Below are 21,965 nucleotides of genomic sequence, written 5' to 3' on the forward strand. Positions count from 1 at the left end.
ACGTGCGCCAGGTGCGCAAGGACTGCGCCGCGGTGATCCTGTACACGGCCGAGAAAGCCACCTGGATGGCCGGYGAATCGGTGCAGATCCTGGGCGGCAACGGTTATATCAACGAATACCCRGTGGGCCGCCTGTGGCGCGACGCCAAGCTGTACGAGATCGGCGCCGGCACCTCGGAGATCCGCCGCATGCTGATCGGGCGCGAACTGTACGCCGAGACCATGTAAGCCATTGCGCCAGCACCGCCGCGATCCACAGACAGACAAGAACCCGGACCCGAGACCTATGCCCACGCTCGAAACCAAACTCAATGCGCGTTCGGAATCCTTCCGCGCCAATGCCGACGCCATGCAAGCGCTGGTCGTCGACCTCAAGGCGAAGATCGCCAAGCTGGCGGAAGGCGGCGGCGAGGAAGCCCGCGCCAAGCACCTCGGGCGCGGCAAGCTGCTGCCGCGCGAGCGCGTGCAGCAACTGCTCGATCCGGGTACGCCGTTCCTGGAGCTGTCGCAGCTGGCGGCCTACGACATGTACGACAACGCGGCGCCGGGCGCCGGCATCATCACCGGCATCGGCAGCGTGGCCGGCCAGGAATGCGTGATCGTCTGCAATGACGCCACCGTCAAGGGCGGCACCTACTACCCGCTGACCGTGCGCAAGCACCTGCGCGCGCAGGAGATCGCCGAGCAGAACAACCTGCCCTGCATCTACCTGGTGGACTCGGGCGGCGCTAACCTGCCCAACCAGGACGACGTCTTCCCCGACCGCGACCACTTCGGCCGCATCTTCTACAACCAGGCCAACCTGTCCAAGCAGGGCATCCCGCAGATCGCGGTGGTGATGGGCTCGTGCACGGCCGGCGGTGCCTACGTGCCGGCCATGAGCGACGAATCCATCATCGTCAAGAACCAGGGCACCATCTTCCTGGGCGGCCCGCCGCTGGTGAAGGCGGCAACCGGMGARGAAGTCAGCGCCGARGACCTGGGCGGYGCGGAYGTGCATACGCGCCTGTCCGGCGTGGCCGACTAYTTCGCGCAGAACGAYGRGCACGCGCTGTCGCTGGCRCGCAATATCGTGCAGCACCTGAACCGCCGCAAGCCGGACCAGATCCGCCTGCACGAGCCGCTGCCCCCGCGCTATCCGGTGGAAGAGCTGTACGGCGTGATCCCCACCGACACGCGCAAGCCCTATGACGTGCGCGAAGTCATCGCCCGCATCGTCGACGACTCCGATTTCGACGAGTTCAAGGCGCGCTACGGCACCACGCTGGTGTGCGGCTTTGCGCGGATCTGGGGCTACCCGGTGGGCATCGTCGCCAACAACGGCATCCTGTTCTCGGAGTCCGCGCTCAAGGGTGCGCACTTCATCGAGCTGTGCTGCCAGCGCAAGATCCCGCTGGTGTTCCTGCAGAACATCACCGGCTTCATGGTGGGCCGCAAGTACGAGAACGAAGGCATCGCCCGCAACGGCGCCAAGATGGTGACGGCCGTGGCCACGGCGCAAGTACCGAAGTTCACCGTGATCATCGGCGGCTCGTTCGGCGCGGGCAACTACGGCATGTGCGGGCGCGCGTATTCGCCGCGCTTCCTGTGGATGTGGCCGAACGCCCGCATYTCCGTGATGGGCGGCGAGCAGGCCGCCAGCGTGCTGGCCACCGTGCGCCGCGACGGCATCGAAGCCAGGGGCGGCAGCTGGAGCGCGGAGGAAGAAGACAAGTTCAAGCAGCCGATCCGCGACCAGTACGAGCACCAGGGCCACCCCTACTACGCCAGCGCGCGGCTGTGGGACGACGGCGTGATCGACCCCGCGCAGACGCGCACGGTGCTGGGCCTGGGCCTGTCGGCCAGCCTCAACGCGCCGATCGGCGAGATGAAGTTCGGCGTGTTCCGCATGTAACGCCCTGCCCCACGCCCACGCACCGCTACAGGACACCGAAATGGAATTCACCACCCTCACCGTCACCACCGCGCAGCACGTGGCCACCGTCACGCTGAACCGGCCCGACGTGCGCAACGCCTTCAACGAAACCGTGATCGCCGAGCTGACCGGCGCCTTCCGCGCGCTGGGCAGCGAGCCCTCGGTGCGCGCCATCGTGCTGGCCGGCAATGGCCCGGCCTTCTGCGCCGGCGCCGACCTGAACTGGATGAAGAAGATGGCCGGCTACTCGCACGACGAGAACCGGTCCGATGCGATGACGCTGGCGCAGATGCTGCACACCATCTGGGCCTGCCCGAAGCCGGTGATCGCGCGCATCCACGGCGACGCCTACGCCGGCGGCGTGGGCCTGGTGGCTGCCTGCGATATCGCGGTGGCGGCCGAAGGCGTGACCTTCTGCCTGTCGGAAGCGCGCCTTGGCCTGCTGCCGGCCACCATCAGCCCCTACGTGATCCGCGCCATGGGCGAGCAGGCCGCGCGCCGCTACTTCATCACGGCCGAGCGCTTCGGCGCGGCCGAAGCGCTGCGCCTGGGCTTCGCGCATGCGGTGGTGCCGGCCGAAGGCCTGGATGCCAAGGTGGCTGAACTGGCCGCCGCTCTGGTGGCCAACAGCCCGAACGCCGTGCGCGAAAGCAAGCGCCTGGTGCAGGAAGTGGCCGGGCGCATGATCGACGACGACCTGCTCGCGGATACCGCCGAGCGGATTGCCGCGATCCGCGCCTCGGAAGAAGGGCGCGAGGGCGTGAGGTCTTTCCTGGAAAAGCGGGCGCCGGCCTGGAAGCCTAGCTAAGGGTCGGCCAGCGCCCCGAGAACCGCACCGAACAGCCTAAAACAAGTCTCCGAGACAAGGAACCACCACCATGTTCAACAAGATCCTCATCGCCAACCGCGGCGAAATCGCCTGCCGCGTAGCGGCCACCTGCCGCCGCCTCGGCATCCGCACGGTGGCGGTCTACTCGGACGCCGACGCCGGCGCGCGCCACGTGGCGCTGTGCGACGAGGCAGTGCATATCGGCGGCGCGGCGGCGCGCGACAGCTACCTGCGCGGCGAGCACATCATCGAGGTGGCCAAGGCCACCGGCGCCCAGGCGGTCCACCCGGGCTACGGCTTCCTGTCGGAGAACGACGGCTTCGCCGAGGCCTGCGCGGCCGCGGGCCTGGTCTTCATCGGGCCGCCGGCGGCCAGCATCCGCGCCATGGGCAGCAAGAGCGCGGCCAAGCAACTGATGGAAAAGGCCGCGGTGCCGCTGGTGCCCGGCTATCACGGCGAGGACCAGGACCCGGCGCTGCTGCGCCGCGAAGCGGACCGCATCGGCTACCCCGTGCTGCTCAAGGCCAGCGCCGGCGGCGGCGGCAAGGGCATGCGCGTGGTGGAAGGCGGCGACGGGTTCGAGGCGGCGCTGGCGTCGGTCAAGCGCGAGGCCTCGGCCAGCTTCGGCGACGACAAGGTACTGGTGGAGAAATACCTCACGCGCCCGCGCCATATCGAAATCCAGGTGTTCGCCGACACGCATGGCAACTGCGTCTACCTGTTCGAGCGCGAYTGCTCGSTGCAGCGGCGYCACCAGAAGGTGCTGGAAGAAGCGCCGGCGCCTGGCATGAGCGAGGAGCGCCGGCGCGCCATGGGCGAGGCGGCGGTGGCCGCGGCGCAGGCGGTGGGCTACGTGGGTGCCGGCACGGTGGAGTTCATCGCCAACCAGGACGGCTCCTTCTATTTCATGGAGATGAACACCCGCCTGCAGGTSGAGCATCCCGTGACCGAGATGATCACCGGGCAGGACCTGGTGGAGTGGCAGCTGCGCGTGGCGTCCGGCGAGCCGCTGCCGCTGAAGCAGGATCAGCTGCGCATCCACGGCCATGCGCTGGAGGCGCGTGTCTATGCCGAGAACCCGGACAAGCAGTTCCTGCCGTCCACCGGCACGCTGCGCTACCTGCGCACGCCGGCGGCAGTGCAGTTCGAGCGCGGCCAGGACCATGGCGCGCCGGCCGGCGTGCGCATCGATTCGGGCGTGCGCGAGGGCGACACCATCAGCCCGTACTACGACCCCATGATCGCCAAGCTGATCGTATGGGGCCGCGACCGCGAAGAAGCGCTGGCACGCATGGCACAGGCGCTGGCCGAATACCACGTGGTGGGCCTGTCCACGAATATCGCCTTCCTGCAGCGACTGGTGACCTCGCAGGCGTTTGCCAAGGCCGACCTGGATACCGGGCTGATCGAGCGCAACCAGGCGGCATTGTTTCCGCCTGCCGCGCCGGTGGGCATGGATGGCATCGCGCTGGCCGTGGCGGCGCTGCTCGACGAGCAGGCGCGCACCCGGCGCGTGGACCCGGCCGATGCGCATTCGCCGTGGCAGCATGGTGGCGCCTGGCGCCTGAACGGCGAGGCCACCAGCCAGTACCGCCTGCGCAGCGGCGACGGCGAGACCGTCGCCAGCGTGCGCAGCGACGGCACGCGGCAATGGCTGACGGTGGGCGACCACACCGTGCCCTTGCGCGTGGCCAGCGCCGGCGGCAGCCATGCGATCGACCTGGGCGAGCGCACGGTCAAGGGCAGCACCCACCTCGAGGGCGATGCGATCTACGTGTTCAGCGGCAACCGTCAGACCCGGCTCGACCTGATCGATCCGCTGGCGCACGCGGGCGGCGGCGACGCCGAGGGCGGCAAGCTGGTGGCGCCGATGCCGGGCCGCATCATCGCGGTGATGGTCCAGGCCGGTGCCACGATCGGCAAGGGCGACCCGCTGATCGTGATGGAGGCGATGAAGATGGAGCACACCCTGACCGCGCCTACCGACGGCGTGGTGCAGGAGGTGCTGTACGCCGTGGGCGACCAGGTGCAGGACGGCGCGCAACTGGTCACGCTGGAGGATGCTCCGGGTTGATGCGGGGACAAGCGCGGGGACAAACGCGGGAACAAGCGCGAAAACAAGCGTAAGAGCAAGTGCCGGGCACCGCGCCGGGCGCTTGCTGCGCTTGCGGGCCTGCCCGCGCACCCGCAGGTGCCTGAAAGGTTCCTTTTCCGCGCGGCCGGCAGCGAACTCCGGGCCGCGGCGGCACATTTCGGGCATACTGCCCGCTCTCCCTCCTCTAGCGGGGCCGGTTCCCGGCCTCCCCCTCTCCAATGCCCGGGTATCAAACCAAGCAAGAGCGCGTTGCCATCACGGGCGTGCCCGACCTGGTCATTCGCTGCCTGCTGGACAAGCAGCAATTCCACGACCCGGACGGCGACGCCGAGCGCATGGGCATTTCTTCCGCCTCCTGGCCACTGTTCGGCATGTTGTGGCCGTCCGGCGCGCTGCTGGCGGCACGCATCGCAACACGCCCGGTGGACCCCGCCGAGCGCATCCTGGAACTCGGCTGCGGCACGGCGCTGGCCAGCCTGGTCGCGCACCGTCGCGGGGCCGATGTGACCGCCAGCGACTGCCACCCGATGGCGGGCCCCTTCCTCGAGGAGAACGCGCGCCTCAACGGCCTGCCGCCGATGAAATACCGGCACGGGCATTGGGGCGCGGCAGACGGCAGCGACCCCAGCCTGCCCGGCGTGCCCGACGTTCAAGGCCTGTTCGACCTGATCATCGGCAGCGACCTGCTCTATGAGCGCGACACCGACGGCAAGCTCGCCCGCTTTATCGAACGCCACGCCAGCCCGGCGGCGGAAGTGTGGATCGTCGATCCGGACCGCGGCAACCGCCCCGCCTTCAACCGGTGGATGGCGGCGCTGGGGTTCTYGCTGGAGGAGCAGCGGCTCGACCGCCCTGCCGGGGCGGAAGGAGAAGCCTACAAGGGGCGCCTGCTGGTGTACAAGCGCATGCCGCGCCAGAACGCGGCGCACTGAGTCTCAGGCGCGTGGCGCGCCCGCCTCCCGGGCGCGCTCCAGCAGGAATTCGCGCTCGCGCTCGTTGCGCGTCATGCCGGCGGCGCGCTCGAACTCGACGCGCGCCTCGCCGCGGCGGCCGAGCTTGAACAGCAGGTCGCCGCGCACGCTGGGCAGCAAGTGGTACCTGGCCAGCGACGGCTCAGCCGCGAGCGCATCGACGATCTCCAGCCCGGCCGCGGGGCCGAAGGCCATGCCGACCGCCACCGCGCGATTCAGCTCCACCACGGGCGACGGCGCCACCTGGGCCAGCGCATCGTAGAGCGCGGCGATCTGTTCCCAATCGGTCTCGGCCGCGCTCGCTGCGCGCGCGTGGCATGCGGCCAGCGCGGCCTGCAATGCGTAGGGGCCGAGCGCCCCGCCCAGTTCCTGCGCGCGTTCCAGCGCATGCAAGCCGCGCCGGATCAGCAGGCGGTCCCACCGGGCGCGGTCCTGGTCCAGCAGCAATACCGGCCTGCCCTGCGCATCCACCCGTGCATGCGTGCGCGAGGCCTGGATCTCCATCAGCGCCACCAGGCCGTGCACCTCGCTTTCGTGCGGCATCAGCGCGGCCAGCGTGCGGCCCAGACGCAGCGCTTCTTCGCACAGCGCGGGGCGCATCCAGTCGCTGCCGGCGGTGGCGGAATAGCCTTCGTTGAAGATCAGGTAGATCACCTCCAGCACCGACGCCAGCCGTAGCGTGCGTGCTTCCGGCCCCGGCACCTCGAACGGCACCCGCGCCGCGCCGAGCGTGCGCTTGGCGCGCACGATGCGCTGGGCGATGGTGGGTTCGGGTGTGAGGAAGGCGCGCGCGATCTCGTCCGTGGTCAGGCCGCCGAGCAGGCGCAGCGTCATGGCCACCCGCGCGTCGGTGGACAGCACCGGGTGGCAGGCGGTGAAGACCAGGCGCAACAGGTCATCGCCGATATCGTCCTGGCGGGCCGCATCGAGCCCATCGACAAAGTCCGGCACTACGTGTGCCTCCAGCGCATCGAGGTCATGGCCGATCTGCTCGTGCTTGCGCGCGTGCAGGGCCTGCTGGCGCAGGTAGTCCAGCGCGCGGTGCCTGGCCGTGGTCATCAGCCACGCGCCGGGATTGTCGGGCACCCCGGTTTGCGGCCAGTGCTCCAGCGCTGCCAGCAGCGCGTCCTGCGCCAGTTCCTCGGCAAGGCCCACGTCGCGCACCACGCGCGCCACGTGGGCAATGACCTTGGCGGACTCGATGCGCCATACGGTCTCGATCGCGCGATGCGCCGGAGTTGTCGCCGTCATCCTGGAGCCCCGGACGCTCACGCCTCGTCCGCGGCCTGCGGTTCCATGTACATCAGCTCCCAGATATGGCCGTCCAGGTCGTCGAAGCCGTGGCTGTACATGAAGCCGTGGTCCTGCGGCGCGCGCGCGGCGGTGGCTCCGCCCGCCACCGCCCTGGCGACGAGCGCGTCCACCTCGGCACGGCTTTCGCAGGAAATGCAGATCAGCACTTCGGTGCTTTGCGTGGTGTCGCACAGCGAGCGCGTGGTGAAGCCCTTGAAGAATTCATGGGTCAGCAGCATGGCGTAGATGTTCTCGCCGATGACCATGCAGGCCGCGTTGTCATCGGTGAAACGCGGATTGAAGGCGAAGCCGAGACCCTTGAAGAAGGCCATCGAGCGTTGCAGGTCGGCCACCGCAAGGTTCAGGTAGATTTGCTTGTGCATGATTGGTCCTTATGGTCTTCGTCGCCAGCCTTGTTCGTCGTCGTTCGTCGTCGTTCGTCGCCGTTCGCTGTCGCCGCAAGCGGGTTCAGATGGCGGTCTTCGCCTCGGCCAGCGCCTTCAGGTTGCCGAGCCCGTCCTCGAAATCCTTGCCTACCATGCGGTCCATATCGAAGACCATGTGCATCAGCTTGGCGAGGTAAGGCACGGGCCCTTGCATCGACCAGGTCACGCGCGTGGCACCGGCTTCGGGCTTGAGCGTGAACTGCACGTCGTTGTGCGCTTCGAACGGCTTGATGAAATCCAGGCGCATGGCCACGCGCGACGACGGTGTCGTCTCCACGATCTCCATGCGGCCCGTGCCGACCTTGCCGCTTTCCCAGGCATAGGCTGCACCCTGCCCGCTGGGCGTGCCGGCGTAGGTGCCCTTGATGGCCGGGTCTTTCTTCGCCCAGGGGTTCCACTGGTTGAAGTTGTGGAGATCGTTGATCATCGCGAATACCTGGTCCGGCGGCGCCTTGACGCTGGCGCTGCGTTCGACGCGGAAGGTATCGGGCCGCGTAGCGGCGTAGATCAGCACCAGGGCAATCAGGGCCGCGGCGGTCAGCAGGATGGGCTTGAGCATGATGGCGATTCCGGAACGGGGTTGGCAGTGGCCTGACGATGGATGCGGGCTCAGTGCTGGCCCACGCCGAGGTCGCGGAAGCGGTCCACCGAGGGGCCGGGCTCGAAGTCTTCCAGCTCGAACAGCGGCCGCACCTCGATCTCGCCGTCGGCCATCTCGCCGTGCGGGGCGGGGAAACGCCGCGCCCATTCCATCGCTTCCTCGCGGCTGCGTACCTGGATCAGGGTGTAGCCCGCCACCACCTCCCTGGCCTCCGCGAAGGGACCGTCGATCACCGTGCGCCGGCCATCGGCGTAGCGCACGCGCCAGCCGGCCGAGCTAGGCTTGAGCCCGGCGGCATCGAGCAGCACGCCGGCCTTGGCCAGTTGCTCGTGGTAGGTCGCCATGGCGGCAAAGAGGCTTTCGTCCGGCATCGCGCCGGCTTCGCTGCCTTGCGTGCCTTTCACCAGGATCATGAATCGCATCGCATCGCTCCTTGGTAGGTTTGTCGGCCGGGCGCCAGCGGGGCTGGCCTGTTCCGTGGTTCATACCGGCACGACGAGCCAGGCGCGGCCAGATCGACATGCGCAGCGAAAAAATCCGTCGCCTACGGGTAACTACCTAGCCGCCCTCCCTGCGCACGCAAGGCCTCAGGTAAAGCACGGCCCCACTTCGCGGACTTCGACCGCGCACCAGGCCGCGGCCGGGCATTCGGCCGCAATGGCAATGGCCTCGTCCTGCGTGGCGCAATCGAGCAGGAAATAGCCGCCGATCATTTCCTTGGCCTCGGCGAACGGGCCATCCAGCAGGTCGCGGCGGCCTTCGCGCACCTTCACGCGCACGCCGTTGCTGTCCGAGGTGAGCGAATTGCAGCCCAGCAGCACACCGCGCTCGGTCAGGCGGCCGGCGAACTGCAGCATGCTGGCGTAGGCCTGGCGGCCTTCGTCATCGGTGCGCTCGGCGCGCTGGCCAGTGGGTTCGACGATCAGCAGCATGTACGCCATGGCGTCTCCTGTTGGTGTTGGCGTTGGAGTTGGTGTCAGGCTGGGATAAAAGGCCTGGGATTGCGATTCGGGATGGAACAGCGCACATCCTGCCCTGCCGCGGTGCCGGCCGCAAGCGGCCGGCGACCYCTGAAGTTGTCGCTGTCTCCAGGCCGTTAATTGCAATACAGCCATCCACAGGGACGAAGCTGGCGGCAGGAACCGGATTGTCCTTGCGCTCCGGCGCGCGCCGCCAATAATCCTATTTCGCATGCGCGGGTCGGCAAACCGGGGCGGCCGCCCCGAAATTCACTTGGGAGCACGGCAATGGGCGAAATGGTGACGGTAAAGACGACGGACGGGACATTCGCTGCCTACCTGGCGCGACCGGCAATGGCGACGAAGGCGCCGGCGATCGTGGTGATCCAGGAGATCTTTGGCATCAACGCGGACATGCGCACGACCTGCGACGACTTCGCCGCGCAGGGCTATATCGCCATCTGCCCCGATCTCTACTGGCGGCAGGAGCCTGGCGTGGAACTGACCGACGCCACCCAGGCCGAATGGGACAAGGCGCTCAAGCTCTATACCGCCTTCGACGTGCCGGCGGGCGTGAAGGATATCGACGCCACCATCAAATACACGCGCGCGCTGGACGGCGCCGGCGGCAAGATCGGCGCGGTGGGCTATTGCCTGGGCGGGCTGCTGGCCTTTCTCACGGCGGCGCGCACCGACGCGGATGCCGTGACGGTGTACTACGGCGTCAATATCGACAAGTACCTCGGCGAGGCCGGCGATATCCGCCAGCCGGTGCTGATGCATATCGCGGAAGAAGACGAATTCGTGCCCCGCGAGACCTGGACGCAGATCGTCGCCGCGCTGTCCGGCAAGGCGAATCTCGAGATACACACCTACCCCGGCTGCTCGCACGCGTTCGCGCGCAACAAGGGCGTGCATTTCGATGCGGCTTCGGCGCAGGCCGCCAACGACAGGACTGCGGCGTTCTTTCGCGCCAATTTGTCCTGAGGTCCGCCGGCGCACCGCGCTGTCGGGCATGACCCACCACCGCGCCCGCGCCTGTCGGGCGCGCCCCGACTGTGCGGCCGCTCAAACCTGCCGCCACCCCCCGCCAGGGCGGGCATCCGCCACAAAAGATGGCTTCCGCGCCTTCGGCACGGACGATGCGTTGTCATGGACGGCCGGGCAAGAATGCTTGCCCGCTACCAACATGACAACTCACGGAGAACCATCATGGACACGCTCGAAATCAAAGACCTTCCCGCCGCCGAAGAACTCGACCGCGAGGCAATGAAGACCGTGAAAGGCGGCATCGGCAGGACGCCGGTGCAGATCGCGGCCTGGGAACTGTCGGGCAAGCCCGCCACCTGGCAAGGCCTGGTGCTCGGCGACGACGGTCAGCTGCATATGCCCACGCCGAAGTGACGCCAGCCGGCCGGCATGGCCGCGGACGAGACGCAGAGCCTCGCCGTGGCTGCCGCTGGCGAGCATTCCGCACGGGCAGCCGGCGATACGCAAGCCAGCCCCCGCGGCGCCGCAAGGCCGGCGATGCGCCACTGCGTCCGCCGAGGCGCCAGCCAGCCGGGCAAGGCGTGGAAAAGCCTGGGGTAAAGAACGAGTCCGAATTGCCGTAACCGGTAGAATGGCCGCCGCCGGCGCATGACGCCCGGCAGTCTTCAATCCGGAGCTGGCATGGAATCCCTCTCTTTCGAGTTCGTCTCCGTCGAGGAGGCGAAGCAAATACTGGACGGTGCCGGGCCCGCGCAAACCCAACGAGACTGGGAGGACATGCGCGACCCGGCATCTCCTGACACGCATACCCTCGCGGCCGCCGCGCTCAGATGGCTGGCGTCGCTGCCGCCCGCGGCGCGACCGCTGGAACTGTGCCGCCACTATCCGCGCATCGGCAACCAGCTGGCGATGCTGGCGGCCAGCCCGGATGCCTTGTCGGGCTATGTCGGCGACCTGCTGATCGACAAGCGTGGCGGGCGCCAGGGCTTTCCCGGCGGCATCGCGCTGGAGCTGTCGCGATTGCAGGAGCATATCCTGTCCGCGAAGCAGCAATGACGGCGCAAATGCCGGCCATGCTTTGGCTCAGCGCGCCTTGGCCGGTACGCAGTCTTCCACCATGCCGCTGATGCGCCCGGCGCTGATCAGGGGATGCCACTCATCGGCGCTGCGGATTTCGACATCGGTACCGTCCTGTGCCCGGCGCAGACTGATCAGGTGAAAGTAGCGGTACTCCGAGTTGTCGGCACGCCCGACCCGGATATCCACCCGGCCCGGCTCTGAATAGGACACCACATTGGCGTCGTCGCCTAGCCGGCCCTTCAGGCACATCACCAGGCTGGCCGTGCTGGCCGCGGAATGGATGCGCTTTGGCTCCCTGGCCTGAATGGACTCAGGACTGACGCCGCTCGCACATCCGGCAAGCCATTGAGCCGCTATCGCGGCGACCAGCAAAAACCGAACTCTCGACATTCCCCCTCCTTTGGCAGATGCGTCGGCGCATGTTACATGCAAACGACATCCTGGGGCCGCGGCGCATGCCCCGTGCGCGCATGCACCGGGGCCTGCCGCGCGCTAGCCGGATGAAGTGGCGGGAAAAGCGATCCCTGGCGCGCCCCCCCTGTCCGGGCTCACCCCAGGATCAGCTTCAACCCGGCGGGCAGCGATTCGCCGAAGACCCTGCCTTCGTCGGCTTCGTCGAGCTCCACCGTTTCGCGGACCATGGCGATCCAGCTTTGCGGCGCGTTGGCGGCTTCGAGCCGGCGCACGACGCTCGCCCGGGTCTCGGCAGGCAGGTCCCTGGAGCGGTCGCCTGTCATGCGCGCGATCTGGACGGCGGCGAACGCGGCCGGCTCGACCTTCTTCCAGTCGAGTGCAAGGATGGCGTCCAGCCACCGCGCGGCAACCTCGGCCGGCACCACGCTGTGCGCGCTGCCATAGAACGGCCGGCGCGCCCCGATGCGGCCCACCGCCCACCAGCCCTGGCTGTTTTCCGAAGGCTTGCGCAAACGGGCCAGCAGCCATTCCGCGACCTCGATCTTGCGATCGGCCGGGATCTGCTCGAGGGATCCGGCAAGGCGCACCATATCGGCGTACCCCGCCCTTGCGGGCCCGGCGGGCCGCTTATAGCGCGAGCTGCCGGGCGGCTGCAGGTAAAAGGCCATGTCGTCCAGCAAGCGCAACTGCGCGCTCTCGTCCAGGCCGCCAGCCGCGCGTCGCCACAGCGTCCACCACTCCGACCAGACCTGGCTTTCATTGACGTACTGGATCCCCTGCTCGTACAGCGACCAGAGCTGCCCGACCCGCCAGTCGTCGAGCGGGTAGCCGAAGCCCGGACGCACGCAATAGCCGGCCAGGTTCAGCCACAGGCGCTCATGGTCGGCCGAACGCCGCCGACGCCGCGCGCGCTCCCAGAACGCGCCGAACAGCTCGCGCAGCAACGCGCTGTCCCAGCGCTCGCGCGTGCCCAGCAGTTGCTCGAGCTGCGCGCGCATGCGCTTGACTTCCTTGGGCCCGACCTCCTGGGAGCGCGCGCCAAAGGTGCGCTCGATCGTGTCGACGGCTTGCGCCAGGGACGGGTGCGCCGTATCCGCGGGCGTGGGCGTGGCCGCTTCCGCGCCATTGCCGCGCAACTGGAATTCGAGCCGCCACCGGTGCGAGGCATCGGCAATCTCGATGCAGTGGACCTCCAGCGTGCCTACCTCGGTCAGCGACGTGGTGAGCTGCACGGGCGTTTCCCGTGGCMCGCTGGTGCCATGCGGTTGCACGACGGTGGCGATCGGCGGCAGGCGAACGAAGTCGCCCGTCGACAGGTCGGTCAGCTCACCGGGCGCATACGCCGTGTCGGCAACGGAGGAAACCAAGTGGAAACGCACCGGGTGCCCGAGCCGCAGAGCGAATGCACGATCCCTGAGCTGGATTTCGTGCCCCTCTTCCGTGCCCCGCGGCAGCAGGCAGATCCCTTGCTGCCCCGGCGCGCCATCGTCGAGAACGAGGAAGTAGCTGCGCGGCGAACCTCCGCCGATGCGCGGGGCATGCCCGGTGCGCGCGCGCGCGTACGCGACCGCGCCACGGGCGACGGCCACGTCGGGATCCGCGTTATGCAGTATCTGCAGGGGCGCCCCGCGCCACGTGCCCAGGGTCCCGGCGATGCGCCCCGCCAGGGCTTCGGCGCGGAACACGCCGCCGTTGAGCAGCAGGGTGTCGGGCATCGGCAAGGCCGCGCCCTGCGCCTGCGGCGCGTCCAGTGCTGTCTTCGACTGGGCCGCGTGCTGGCCCAGGAAGGCCGCCACGTGCCGCGTGACGGCCGGATCGGCCGCATACGGCAGGCCGAACTCCACAATGGCGCCCCGTGCGCGCCCCGGCCTTTCGCCGGACGACACCACGGGGAAGAAGCCATCGACGATGAGCTGCTCGATCTCCTGCCGCGTGACTTCCACCGAGCGCGCCCCGCCGATCAGCCGGGAGCCCGCGCCCAGCAGCGTCACCGTGACCGAGTCCGGCGCCTGCGCGCCGAGCATCTGCTCTTTGGCGGCGCGGCAGCGCGCGACCAGCTGGGACAGGCTGGCCGCCGACAGCCGCTCCTGCCCGCTGCCCAGGCGCGCTTCGACAAGATGCGCCAGGGCGAGATCCATATTGTCGCCACCGAGCATCAGGTGATTGCCGACGCCGATGCGCGTGAGCTGCGGCTGGCCGTCCTGCATCTCGACCTTGACCAGGGTAAGGTCGGTCGTGCCGCCGCCCACGTCGCAGATCAGCACCAGGCGCGTTTGCGCCAGGTCCGCGTCCAGGCTGCGGCGATGATGGAACAGCCAGTCGTAGAACGCAGCTTGCGGCTCCTCCAGCAGGCGCAGCGCGGGCAGCCCGCCCAGGCGCGCCGCCTCCAGCGTCAGCGCGCGCGCGCCTTCGTCGAACGAGGCAGGCACGGTGAGCACCACGTCCTGTTCTTCGAGCCGGGCATCGGGAAAGCGATGATTCCATGCCGTGCGCACGTAGGCCAGATAGCTGGCGCTGGCGGCGACCGGCGAGATCTTGCCGACCTCCTCTTCCGCCCCCCAGGGCAGGATTGGCGCGGTCCGGTCGACCGAAGCATGCGACAGCCAGCTCTTCGCGCTGGCCACGAGCCTGCCGGGCACCTGCGCGCCCAGGGTGGAAGCAAGGCGCCCGATCACGGTCCGGCGCGCCCCGGCGCTCACGGTTTGTTGCCAGGGCAGTTGCAGGTCGCCCGCGCTCAGCTCCCCGGGCGCCGCGTGATAACGCACGGAGGGCAGGAGGGGCCGCGCGGCGACCTCCCCCAGCCCGACCAGCTGGTCGATGTCGAAGACGCGGATATCCTCCGACCCCGCCTGCGCATAGGCGACCACCGTGTTGCTGGTGCCAAGGTCAATGCCGACGATGTACTGCTTCATCTCACTCAGGCATTGGCGCTGGCGTTGCCGCGCACGTCGAACTCGACCTTCCAGCGCTCGCCGCTGCCGCGGGGCACGGCTTCCAGCTCCAGCGTCCCGGCCTCGGTGACCCGCGCGTGCAACTTGACCGGCACCACTTCGCCCGGGGTTCGTCCTTCGGATGGCAGCGTGGCCTGGATCTCGTCGAGCTCCTGCAATTCCTCCGGCGGCCAGTAGTCAAGCAGGGTGCCGACCTGGTCCTGGCGGCGCACCGACGAGCCGAAGAAACGGAAGTGCACGGGCTCGCCCACCACCAGGCCGAACTCCTGTGGCGGCAAGGCAGCCTCGGTGCCCTCCTCCATGCCGAACGGCGCCACGCACAGCGCCTGCACCGGCGGCTCGAAACCGGGGACGGCGGGCATCGAGGATTCCACGGCGATATAGTAGGCACGCGCGGTGCCGCCACGAATGCGCACTCCCTTGCCGCGCCGCACGTAGCCGTAGTACGCGGCGCCGCGCGCCACCGCCAGGTCCAGGTCGGCGCCTTCGAGCTGGCGCGCCGGCGCCGCGCCTTCCGCGGCGAGCCAGCCATTGAGCGTCTGCAGGATGCGGCCTGCCAGCAGGTCCGACTTGAACACGCCGCCATTGAAGAGAACGGCGGTGGGATGCAGGAAGGTCGCTCCCTCGGGCAAGGTGCCCGGCAAGCCTTCGAGTTCGGCGAGCGCGGCAACCTGGCGGCCCAGGAACGCGGCCAGGTGCCGCGTGATGGCGGCGTCCTGCGCATACGGCAGGCCAAGTTGCGTCAGGCCGGCGCGGGCCCGGCTCACCGGGCGGGCCGAAGCCTGCGCTGGCGGGAAGAACCCTTCCAGGATCGTCTGGGTCAGTTCGGCGCGCGTCAGCTCCGTGCGGATCGAGCCCCCGATCAGCTTGGCGCCGCGGCTCGGCACGACCAGGGGCACGGCATCCGTATCCGGGTCGGAAAGCAGCGTTTCCTTGGCGGCGCGGCAGGCATAGGTGAGCGCGCGCAGCTGCCACGGATCGGCCTGCGTGCCCTGGGCCGCCAGCTTGCGCGCCACCACGTGGGCGAGCGCGAGATCCATATTGTCGCCGCCGAGCAGGATGTGTTCGCCCACGGCAACGCGGTGCAGCTCGAGGTTGCCTTCGCGCTCGACCACGGCGATCAGCGAAAGGTCGGTGGTGCCGCCGCCGACATCCACGACGAGGATGATGTCGCCGACCCTGACCTGCTTGCGCCAGTGGCCAGCGCTGTTCTGGATCCAGCTGTAGAGCGCAGCCTGGGGCTCCTCCAGCAGGGTCATGCGTGCATAGCCGGCCGCCTCGGCCGCCTCGGCCGTCAATTCCCGGGCTGCCGGGTCGAACGATGCGGGAATCGTGACCGTGATCTCCTGCTCGCCGAACGGCGCCTCGGGATGCGCGTGGTCCCAGGCTTCGCGCAGATGCGTCAGATAGCGCACGGAGGTCTCGAGCGGCGAGACGCGCGTCACTTCGGGCGGTGCGTCGTTTGGCAGGATGGCCGCGCGGCGGTCCACGCCGGGGTGGCACAGCCAGCTTTTCGCGCTCGACACCAGGCGGATCGGCGTGGCCGCGCCGCGGCTGCGCGCCAGCTCGCCGACCGCGAAGTCCCGTGCCGCGTTCCACGGCAGGGCCAGGTCGCCCGGGGCGAGTTCGCTTGGGTGCGGCAGGTAGAGAAACGAGGGCAGCAGACCGAGGTCTTCGAGGGCGCCCGGCGCGGTGAGTTGCGTGATGGGCAGGAAACCGTGGCTGGTCTTCTCGCCGTCGCTGGCAGCGAGGTCGACGTAGGAGAGCGCGCTATGGGTGGTGCCCAGGTCGATGCCGATGGAGTAGCGTGCTTCGCTCATAGCTCGACCTCGGCGGGGGCGATCACGGTGGCGTCATGGCGTTCGGCCAGGCGCGGAAGACGGACTTCCGCGACCCGCCAGCCGCGGTGACTGATGCTGCCGTTGAACGGCGCGCTGCCTACCACGTTGCCGGTCAGGCGGATGGCGGTGGCGTCGAAGCCGTCGGCCAGCGTCACGCGGCTGCCCTCGGCTTCCTCGCGCACCGGCCGGATGGTGAAGTGCTCGCGCAGCACCGCGCGGCAGCCATCGTGCACGAGGCGGGCGGCGGCACCGATTTCCGTGTCGGTGTAGCCGGCGATGTCTTCCTCGATGAAGTCGATAAAGCGCGCGTCGCGCTGGAGCAGGCCCAGCAGCTGGAGCGCCGCGGCCGGGCTCGCCTCCTTCAGCGCGGGTGCGGCAGCCTGCGGGGCTGGCGCAGGGGTTGCCACCGGGGCCGATACCGGCGCCGGGGCTGCCGGGGCAAAGCCCTCCCCGTCGCGCAGGCGCTGCACGCCGCTGGCGAATTTGCCATCGCCAAGGATGGTGAAGAACGTGCCGACGGCAAGAGAGATCCTGCCGAGCAAAGATAGGTTCGCGTTCGAGTCGGTCATCAAAAAAGCTCCTGTGTGCTCTGTTAAAGGACGAGCTGTCCCCTGGCGACGCCATACAACCCCGCGGGCTCATGCGATCCGGGCACCGGAGCGCGAGCAGGGTGTCGGCGTCTTGTGTTTTTGGCCACGCCGGGCCTCTCAGGTCCGGATTTTGCCCTAAGGCGCCCGCCAGCGGCCAAAGCCGGGCACCGGCACGGCGAATCCGATGGAGAAAGGCGGACGCGGAACATGCATGGCGGGAGTGGAAACCGGGCCACGCCGGTTATACAGCATCCCCGTRTGTTTCATGCGACGCACGAAGCCCGTCGCTGCCCTTTTTCAGTCGGCCACGGCACTCTGGCGGTATGCCGCGACCAGCTCGCGCGCCGTCTGCGCCATGCGCGCGCGCGCCGGTGCCAGCGCCGCGCCGATACCATCGGCAAGCTCCCGCACCGCCACCGCGGGCGGGGCGCCGGGCGGCTCCCATGTGCCGGCGAACGCGGCCTGCTTGCTGGTGCCCGGTTCCTGCCCCGGACGCATGAGGCTCAGGCGCGGCAGGGCGAACGCCATCGCCACGATGCGCCCGTGCAGGCTGCTGCCGGCAAAGCCGCGGCTATGCGCGATCAGGGCGCAGATGTCCCAGATGTCGAGGGAACGGAACAGGTACGGCGCCGGCGGGCCCATGCGTTGCGCCAGGCGCCGGTAGCAGGCGAGGTCGTCGTGCCAGGGCGCGGCGCCGGCGCGGAACAGCACCACGCCATGACCCGTTGCGCGCGCGGCGCTCCCGAGCTGGCCGGCGAGCGCGTCGAGCGTGTCATCGTCGCCGAAGTCCGCGCTGAACTGCACGGCAAGATAGCCCCGCGGGAATGCCGCGATCACCCGCGCGACTTCACCGCGGCGGGCGCGCTGGCGGATGCGCGCGCCGAACAGCTCCGCCACCATGACCGCGGGATCCGGCGCCAGGCGGGCTGCCACGCCGTTGGCCTGCAGGATGCGCCGGGTCATGTCGTCTCTCACGCTGACATATGCCGCGGCGCCCAGCTTGCCCAGCACCTCGGCCCRCATKGCCGGGTCGCGCCGGTCCAGCCCGACACCGCCCACGGCGTTATAGATCACGCGCCGGGCGTGGGGGAACAGGCCTTGCGGCAGTACGTACGGAGCCAGGTCCGCCACGCCCAGCACACTGCGCGTCCATGCCTGGCGCTCTACTGGCCGGCCGTCGAGCCGCGCGATCACCGCCCCGGCCTCGTCCGGCGGCTGCAGCATCACGGCCGCCTCCCATGCTTCGCAGCAGAGAATCTCGCCCCCCGCATGGATGATGTCCGCTGCGCGCAGGCCCGGCCGGGCGGCGAGCTGCGCCAGCGCACTGACCCTGTGTCCCCCATACGGCAGCAGGTTGCGCGATGCCAGGCCGGCATGGCAAAGCCGCTGGCCTGGCAGCCGGTGCCCGAGTGGGTGCCCGAGTGGGTGCGCGAGTTGGCGCGCGACGATATGGGGCAACAGCAGGTCGCCGAAATTATGGCGATCGAAGGCGCCGAACAGGATGACGGGACGGCCGGCTTCCGGGACAGGGGGCACGATGCGGGTGAGGCAGGGATCTCATCCAAGCATAGTGCCCGGGTGGCGCCCGCGCCGGCACCGTTTCCCTTCCTGGCAGGAAGACGCCGCGCCCGGGGCCGCCCCGGGGCCGCTCAGGGCTCCAGCGGCATTGCGCTGGTGCACTTGATCTCATCCAGGCAGACGCTGGACTTCACCCCGCTTACTCCCGGGATACGCATCAGGGTGTCGAGCAGGAAATCCGAAAGCGACTTGAGATCGCGCGCCACCACTTTCAGCACGTAGTCGATATCTCCCGTGACGGAGAAACACTCCTGGATCTGCGCCAGCTCGGCGACGAGGCTCTTGAACTTCGACAGGTCCCGGATATGGCCCCGCTCCATCGTGACATGGATAAAGGCGATGACGCCGAACCCGAGGCTGGAGGAATCCAGCCGGGCCTCGTAGCGCTTGATGATGCCGGCCTCCTCCAGGCGGCGATGCCGCCGCAGCGTCTGGGCCGGCGACAGGCGGATGGCCTCGGCCAGCTCGAGGTTGGACACGCGTCCGTTTTCCTGCAGCGCAGCCAGCAGGCGGCGGTCTATGCGATCAAGCTCAGGAGTCTGCACTTTTGTTTCCATCTATCCTTGGATGACGAAATTTTATCTCATGATCTAGGGTTTGCCTGCGTGGGCTACGCAATCCTATTTACCGGAGCGAAATATAAACTTCGTTCCAGACTGACGTTACGGATGGCGAGCCGCGAGGCCGGCACCGTACGTGCCTGACGCTGCGCCCCGGTGCGTTGGCGCACAACAGCCGCAATATTATTTCCCTCGTCCCCCAAACTTTCCGTTGAGCACACCATGGCCGATCTGTTTGAAAACCCGATGCAGTTGATGGGCTTCGAATTCGTGGAATTCGCCTCGCCCACTCCCAACCTTCTGGAACCCTTGTTCGAGCAGATGGGCTTCAGCCTGGTGGCACGCCATCGCTCCAAGGACGTGGTGCTGTACCGCCAGGGCGAGGTCAATTTCATCGTCAACCGCGAGCCGCACAGCCCGGCGGCCTACTTTGCGGCCGAGCATGGCCCGAGCGCCTGCGGCATGGCGTTCCGTGTGAAGGATTCGCACAAGGCCTATGCGCGCGCCCTGGAGCTGGGCGCCCAGCCGGTGGAGATCGCCACCGGCCCGATGGAGCTGCGCCTGCCCGCGATCAAGGGCATTGGCGGCGCGCCGCTGTACCTGATCGACCGCTTTGAAGACGGCAAGTCCATCTATGACATCGACTTCGAATTCATCGAGGGCGTGGACCGCCGCCCGGTGGGCCATGGCCTGCGCCTGATCGACCACCTGACGCACAACGTCTACCGTGGCCGCATGGCCTACTGGGCGAACTTCTACGAGAAGCTCTTCAACTTCCGCGAGATCCGCTACTTCGACATCCAGGGCGAGTACACCGGGCTGACCTCCAAGGCCATGACCGCGCCGGACGGCAAGATCCGCATCCCGCTGAACGAGGAATCGTCCAAGGGCGCCGGCCAGATCGAGGAATTCCTGATGGCATTCAATGGCGAAGGCATCCAGCACATCGCCTTCCTGACGGACAACCTGCTCGAAGTCATCGACAACCTGCAGATGGCCGGTGTCCCCCTGATGACCGCGCCCAACGACTACTACTACGAGGGACTGGAAAAGCGCCTGCCGGGCCACGGCCAGCCGGTGGACCAGCTGCAGGCGCGCGGCATCCTGATGGACGGGACCACCGAAGGCGGCAAGGCGCGCCTGCTGCTGCAGATCTTCTCCAAGACCGCGCTCGGCCCGGTGTTCTTCGAATTCATCCAGCGCAAGGGCGACGAAGGCTTCGGCGAAGGCAACTTCAAGGCGCTCTTCGAATCGCTGGAACGCGACCAGATCGAACGCGGCACGCTCAAGGTCTGAGGCTCACAAGGCACTGACCGCAACAACGCCGTCCGGCGCCCGCAGCAACACTGCGCGCCGGCGGTGCCTGGCCAAGAGCGCCCGCGAATTGCAGTACGCAAGTACGCAATACGCAAGAGGCGCAGGCTCACATTCCAAAAGAGTGGGTAGAGACACAAACATGGTTTCCCATAACACGGAAGAGACACTCAAGCGCGGCCTGAAAAACCGCCATATCCAGCTGATCGCGCTAGGCGGCGCCATTGGCACCGGCCTGTTCCTGGGCATCGCCCAGACCATCAAGATGGCGGGGCCCTCGGTGCTGCTCGGCTACGCGGTGGCCGGCATCATCGCCTTCTTCATCATGCGCCAGCTCGGCGAGATGGTGGTGGACGAACCGGTCGCCGGCTCCTTCAGCCACTTCGCCAACAAGTACTGCGGCTCCTTTGCCGGCTTCATGTCGGGCTGGAACTATTGGGTGCTCTATATCCTGGTCAGCATGGCGGAGCTTTCCGCGGTGGGCATCTATGTCCAGTACTGGTGGCCGCATATTCCCACCTGGATTTCCGCGCTGGCGTTCTTCCTGCTGATCAACGCCATCAACCTGTCGAGCGTCAAGTCATTCGGCGAGATGGAGTTCTGGTTCTCCATCGTCAAGGTCCTGGCCATCGTCGGCATGATCGTGTTCGGCGGCTACCTGCTGGCATCCGGCACGGCCGGCCCGCAGGCGAGCGTGGCCAACCTGTGGCAGCACGGCGGCTTCTTCCCGAACGGCATCAGCGGCCTGGTCATGGCCATGGCGGTGATCATGTTCTCGTTCGGCGGCCTGGAGCTGGTCGGTATTACCGCGGCCGAAGCGGATGCCCCGGAAAAGACCATTCCCAAGGCCACCAACCAGGTGATCTATCGCATCCTGATCTTCTACGTCGGCGCGCTGGGCGTACTGCTTTCGCTCTACCCGTGGGAAAAGGTCGTCACCGGCGGCAGCCCCTTCGTGCTGATCTTCCATGCGATGAACAGCGAGATCGTGGCCACGGTGCTCAACGCCGTGGTGCTGACGGCCGCGCTGTCGGTCTACAACAGCGGCGTGTACTGCAACAGCCGCATGCTGTACGGCCTGGCCAGGCAGGGCAACGCGCCGCAAGCGCTGCTGAAGGTCAACAAGCGCGGGATCCCGCTGGCCGCGCTGGGCGTTTCCGCGCTGGCCACCGCCGCGTGCGTGGCGATCAACTACTTCATGCCGGGCGAAGCCTTTGAGCTGCTGATGGGGCTGGTGGTCTCGGCACTGATCATCAACTGGGCGATGATCAGCATCATCCACCTCAAGTTCCGCCGCGACAAGCGCCTGGCCCGGCAGGAGACGCGCTTCAAGAGCCTGGGCTATCCGTTCACGAACTACCTCTGCCTGGCTTTCCTGGCGGGCATCTTGTACGTGATGTACCTGACACCCGGGCTGCGCCTTTCCGTGTACCTGATTCCGGCATGGCTGGTGGTACTGGGCGTGAGCTACCGCTTGCGGCAGAAGAACGCAGCTCCTGCCCTGCAGCCAGGCGTATCGGCATAATAGAGGCACCCCCC

General features: G+C 68.2%; 21 protein-coding genes. 10 read left to right on the forward strand and 11 right to left on the reverse strand.

Annotated features, from left to right (window positions below):
• From AC1DO7_RS11910 to AC1DO7_RS11930, 5 genes are all read left to right on the forward strand, one after another.
• The coding region (locus AC1DO7_RS11910) for an acyl-CoA dehydrogenase family protein (RefSeq protein WP_441650184.1) at window positions 1–227 on the forward strand (227 nt) is incomplete at its 5' end.
• Window positions 228–285: 58 nt separating this feature from the next.
• Entirely contained in the window at window positions 286–1,893 is a 1,608-nt protein-coding gene (locus AC1DO7_RS11915; RefSeq protein WP_477116164.1) for a carboxyl transferase domain-containing protein, read from the forward strand.
• A gap of 40 nt (window positions 1,894–1,933) precedes the next feature.
• Window positions 1,934–2,722 carry an enoyl-CoA hydratase/isomerase family protein gene (locus AC1DO7_RS11920; RefSeq protein WP_441622972.1) on the forward strand — a complete coding sequence of 263 codons (789 nt, stop codon included), beginning with the start codon at window positions 1,934–1,936 and terminating at the stop codon, window positions 2,720–2,722.
• Window positions 2,723–2,792: 70 nt separating this feature from the next.
• A complete protein-coding gene (locus tag AC1DO7_RS11925) occupies window positions 2,793–4,817 on the forward strand; it encodes an acetyl/propionyl/methylcrotonyl-CoA carboxylase subunit alpha (protein ID WP_477116165.1) in 2,025 nt (674 codons plus the stop codon).
• Window positions 4,818–5,056: 239 nt separating this feature from the next.
• A complete protein-coding gene (locus AC1DO7_RS11930; protein WP_477116166.1) occupies window positions 5,057–5,770 on the forward strand; it encodes a class I SAM-dependent methyltransferase in 714 nt (237 codons plus the stop codon).
• A 3-nt stretch (window positions 5,771–5,773) separates the two neighbouring features.
• On the opposite strand, the gene AC1DO7_RS11935 is transcribed toward AC1DO7_RS11930, so the two are convergent.
• From AC1DO7_RS11935 to AC1DO7_RS11955, 5 genes are all read right to left on the reverse strand, one after another.
• Window positions 5,774–7,060 carry an RNA polymerase sigma factor gene (locus AC1DO7_RS11935; protein WP_441622978.1) on the reverse strand — a complete coding sequence of 429 codons (1,287 nt, stop codon included), beginning with the start codon at window positions 7,058–7,060 and terminating at the stop codon, window positions 5,774–5,776.
• Window positions 7,061–7,077: 17 nt separating this feature from the next.
• Window positions 7,078–7,485, reverse strand: a complete 408-nt coding sequence (locus AC1DO7_RS11940; RefSeq protein ID WP_441622980.1) for a VOC family protein — start codon at window positions 7,483–7,485, stop codon at window positions 7,078–7,080.
• Between the two features lie 85 nt (window positions 7,486–7,570).
• Window positions 7,571–8,107 (reverse strand): SRPBCC family protein, encoded by a 537-nt coding sequence (locus tag AC1DO7_RS11945; protein WP_441622982.1) that lies wholly within the window; start codon window positions 8,105–8,107, stop codon window positions 7,571–7,573.
• A 50-nt stretch (window positions 8,108–8,157) separates the two neighbouring features.
• Window positions 8,158–8,571 carry a YciI family protein gene (locus AC1DO7_RS11950; protein WP_441622984.1) on the reverse strand — a complete coding sequence of 138 codons (414 nt, stop codon included), beginning with the start codon at window positions 8,569–8,571 and terminating at the stop codon, window positions 8,158–8,160.
• Window positions 8,572–8,736: 165 nt separating this feature from the next.
• Window positions 8,737–9,090, reverse strand: a complete 354-nt coding sequence (locus AC1DO7_RS11955) for a YciI family protein (protein ID WP_441622986.1) — start codon at window positions 9,088–9,090, stop codon at window positions 8,737–8,739.
• A 306-nt stretch (window positions 9,091–9,396) separates the two neighbouring features.
• On the opposite strand from AC1DO7_RS11955, the gene AC1DO7_RS11960 reads away from it, so the two are divergent.
• The 3 genes from AC1DO7_RS11960 to AC1DO7_RS11970 all read left to right on the forward strand — a co-directional run bounded on the left by AC1DO7_RS11960 (window position 9,397) and on the right by AC1DO7_RS11970 (window position 11,154).
• Complete coding sequence (locus tag AC1DO7_RS11960) at window positions 9,397–10,095, forward strand: dienelactone hydrolase family protein (RefSeq protein ID WP_441622988.1); 699 nt, start codon at window positions 9,397–9,399, stop codon at window positions 10,093–10,095.
• 225 nt (window positions 10,096–10,320) lie between these two features.
• Window positions 10,321–10,512 (forward strand): hypothetical protein, encoded by a 192-nt coding sequence (locus tag AC1DO7_RS11965; protein ID WP_441622990.1) that lies wholly within the window; start codon window positions 10,321–10,323, stop codon window positions 10,510–10,512.
• Window positions 10,513–10,779: 267 nt separating this feature from the next.
• A complete protein-coding gene (locus tag AC1DO7_RS11970) occupies window positions 10,780–11,154 on the forward strand; it encodes a hypothetical protein (RefSeq protein WP_441622991.1) in 375 nt (124 codons plus the stop codon).
• Window positions 11,155–11,181: 27 nt separating this feature from the next.
• Here the strand turns inward: AC1DO7_RS11970 and AC1DO7_RS11975 are convergent, their stop codons facing one another.
• The 6 genes from AC1DO7_RS11975 to AC1DO7_RS12000 form a co-directional block, all read right to left on the reverse strand.
• The gene (locus AC1DO7_RS11975; protein ID WP_441622993.1) at window positions 11,182–11,550 is read right to left on the reverse strand and encodes a hypothetical protein; all 369 of its coding nucleotides are present in this window, start codon (window positions 11,548–11,550) and stop codon (window positions 11,182–11,184) included.
• A 176-nt stretch (window positions 11,551–11,726) separates the two neighbouring features.
• Window positions 11,727–14,504 carry an Hsp70 family protein gene (locus AC1DO7_RS11980; protein WP_477116167.1) on the reverse strand — a complete coding sequence of 926 codons (2,778 nt, stop codon included), beginning with the start codon at window positions 14,502–14,504 and terminating at the stop codon, window positions 11,727–11,729.
• Window positions 14,505–14,509: 5 nt separating this feature from the next.
• Window positions 14,510–16,363 carry an Hsp70 family protein gene (locus AC1DO7_RS11985; RefSeq protein ID WP_441622997.1) on the reverse strand — a complete coding sequence of 618 codons (1,854 nt, stop codon included), beginning with the start codon at window positions 16,361–16,363 and terminating at the stop codon, window positions 14,510–14,512.
• Window positions 16,360–16,953, reverse strand: coding sequence for a DUF2760 domain-containing protein (locus tag AC1DO7_RS11990; RefSeq protein WP_441622999.1), 594 nt, complete (start codon window positions 16,951–16,953; stop codon window positions 16,360–16,362). The genes AC1DO7_RS11985 and AC1DO7_RS11990 overlap by 4 nt, the downstream gene beginning before the upstream one ends.
• Window positions 16,954–17,271: 318 nt before the next feature.
• Window positions 17,272–18,510 (reverse strand): polysaccharide pyruvyl transferase family protein, encoded by a 1,239-nt coding sequence (locus AC1DO7_RS11995; protein ID WP_477116168.1) that lies wholly within the window; start codon window positions 18,508–18,510, stop codon window positions 17,272–17,274.
• 113 nt (window positions 18,511–18,623) lie between these two features.
• Window positions 18,624–19,109, reverse strand: coding sequence for an Lrp/AsnC family transcriptional regulator (locus AC1DO7_RS12000; protein WP_441623003.1), 486 nt, complete (start codon window positions 19,107–19,109; stop codon window positions 18,624–18,626).
• A gap of 225 nt (window positions 19,110–19,334) precedes the next feature.
• On the opposite strand from AC1DO7_RS12000, the gene hppD reads away from it, so the two are divergent.
• Both hppD and AC1DO7_RS12010 read left to right on the forward strand, forming a co-directional pair.
• Window positions 19,335–20,408 (forward strand): 4-hydroxyphenylpyruvate dioxygenase, encoded by a 1,074-nt coding sequence (gene hppD, locus AC1DO7_RS12005; RefSeq protein ID WP_441623005.1) that lies wholly within the window; start codon window positions 19,335–19,337, stop codon window positions 20,406–20,408.
• A 160-nt stretch (window positions 20,409–20,568) separates the two neighbouring features.
• Window positions 20,569–21,951, forward strand: coding sequence for an amino acid permease (locus AC1DO7_RS12010; RefSeq protein ID WP_441623007.1), 1,383 nt, complete (start codon window positions 20,569–20,571; stop codon window positions 21,949–21,951).
• Window positions 21,952–21,965: the final 14 nt, after the last annotated feature.

This window comes from Cupriavidus sp. 05N40, from assembly GCF_056397305.1.

Coding starts and splice junctions, on each gene's coding strand:
- AC1DO7_RS11920 (WP_441622972.1), top strand. CDS start 1,934: ATGGAATTCACCACCCTCACCGTCACCACCGCGCAGCACGTGGCCACC.
- AC1DO7_RS11935 (WP_441622978.1), bottom strand. CDS start 7,060: ATGACGGCGACAACTCCGGCGCATCGCGCGATCGAGACCGTATGGCGC.
- AC1DO7_RS11940 (WP_441622980.1), bottom strand. CDS start 7,485: ATGCACAAGCAAATCTACCTGAACCTTGCGGTGGCCGACCTGCAACGC.
- AC1DO7_RS11945 (WP_441622982.1), bottom strand. CDS start 8,107: ATGCTCAAGCCCATCCTGCTGACCGCCGCGGCCCTGATTGCCCTGGTG.
- AC1DO7_RS11950 (WP_441622984.1), bottom strand. CDS start 8,571: ATGCGATTCATGATCCTGGTGAAAGGCACGCAAGGCAGCGAAGCCGGC.
- AC1DO7_RS11955 (WP_441622986.1), bottom strand. CDS start 9,090: ATGGCGTACATGCTGCTGATCGTCGAACCCACTGGCCAGCGCGCCGAG.
- AC1DO7_RS11960 (WP_441622988.1), top strand. CDS start 9,397: ATGGGCGAAATGGTGACGGTAAAGACGACGGACGGGACATTCGCTGCC.
- AC1DO7_RS11965 (WP_441622990.1), top strand. CDS start 10,321: ATGGACACGCTCGAAATCAAAGACCTTCCCGCCGCCGAAGAACTCGAC.
- AC1DO7_RS11970 (WP_441622991.1), top strand. CDS start 10,780: ATGGAATCCCTCTCTTTCGAGTTCGTCTCCGTCGAGGAGGCGAAGCAA.
- AC1DO7_RS11985 (WP_441622997.1), bottom strand. CDS start 16,363: ATGAGCGAAGCACGCTACTCCATCGGCATCGACCTGGGCACCACCCAT.
- AC1DO7_RS11990 (WP_441622999.1), bottom strand. CDS start 16,953: ATGACCGACTCGAACGCGAACCTATCTTTGCTCGGCAGGATCTCTCTT.
- AC1DO7_RS12000 (WP_441623003.1), bottom strand. CDS start 19,109: ATGGAAACAAAAGTGCAGACTCCTGAGCTTGATCGCATAGACCGCCGC.
- hppD (WP_441623005.1), top strand. CDS start 19,335: ATGGCCGATCTGTTTGAAAACCCGATGCAGTTGATGGGCTTCGAATTC.
- AC1DO7_RS12010 (WP_441623007.1), top strand. CDS start 20,569: ATGGTTTCCCATAACACGGAAGAGACACTCAAGCGCGGCCTGAAAAAC.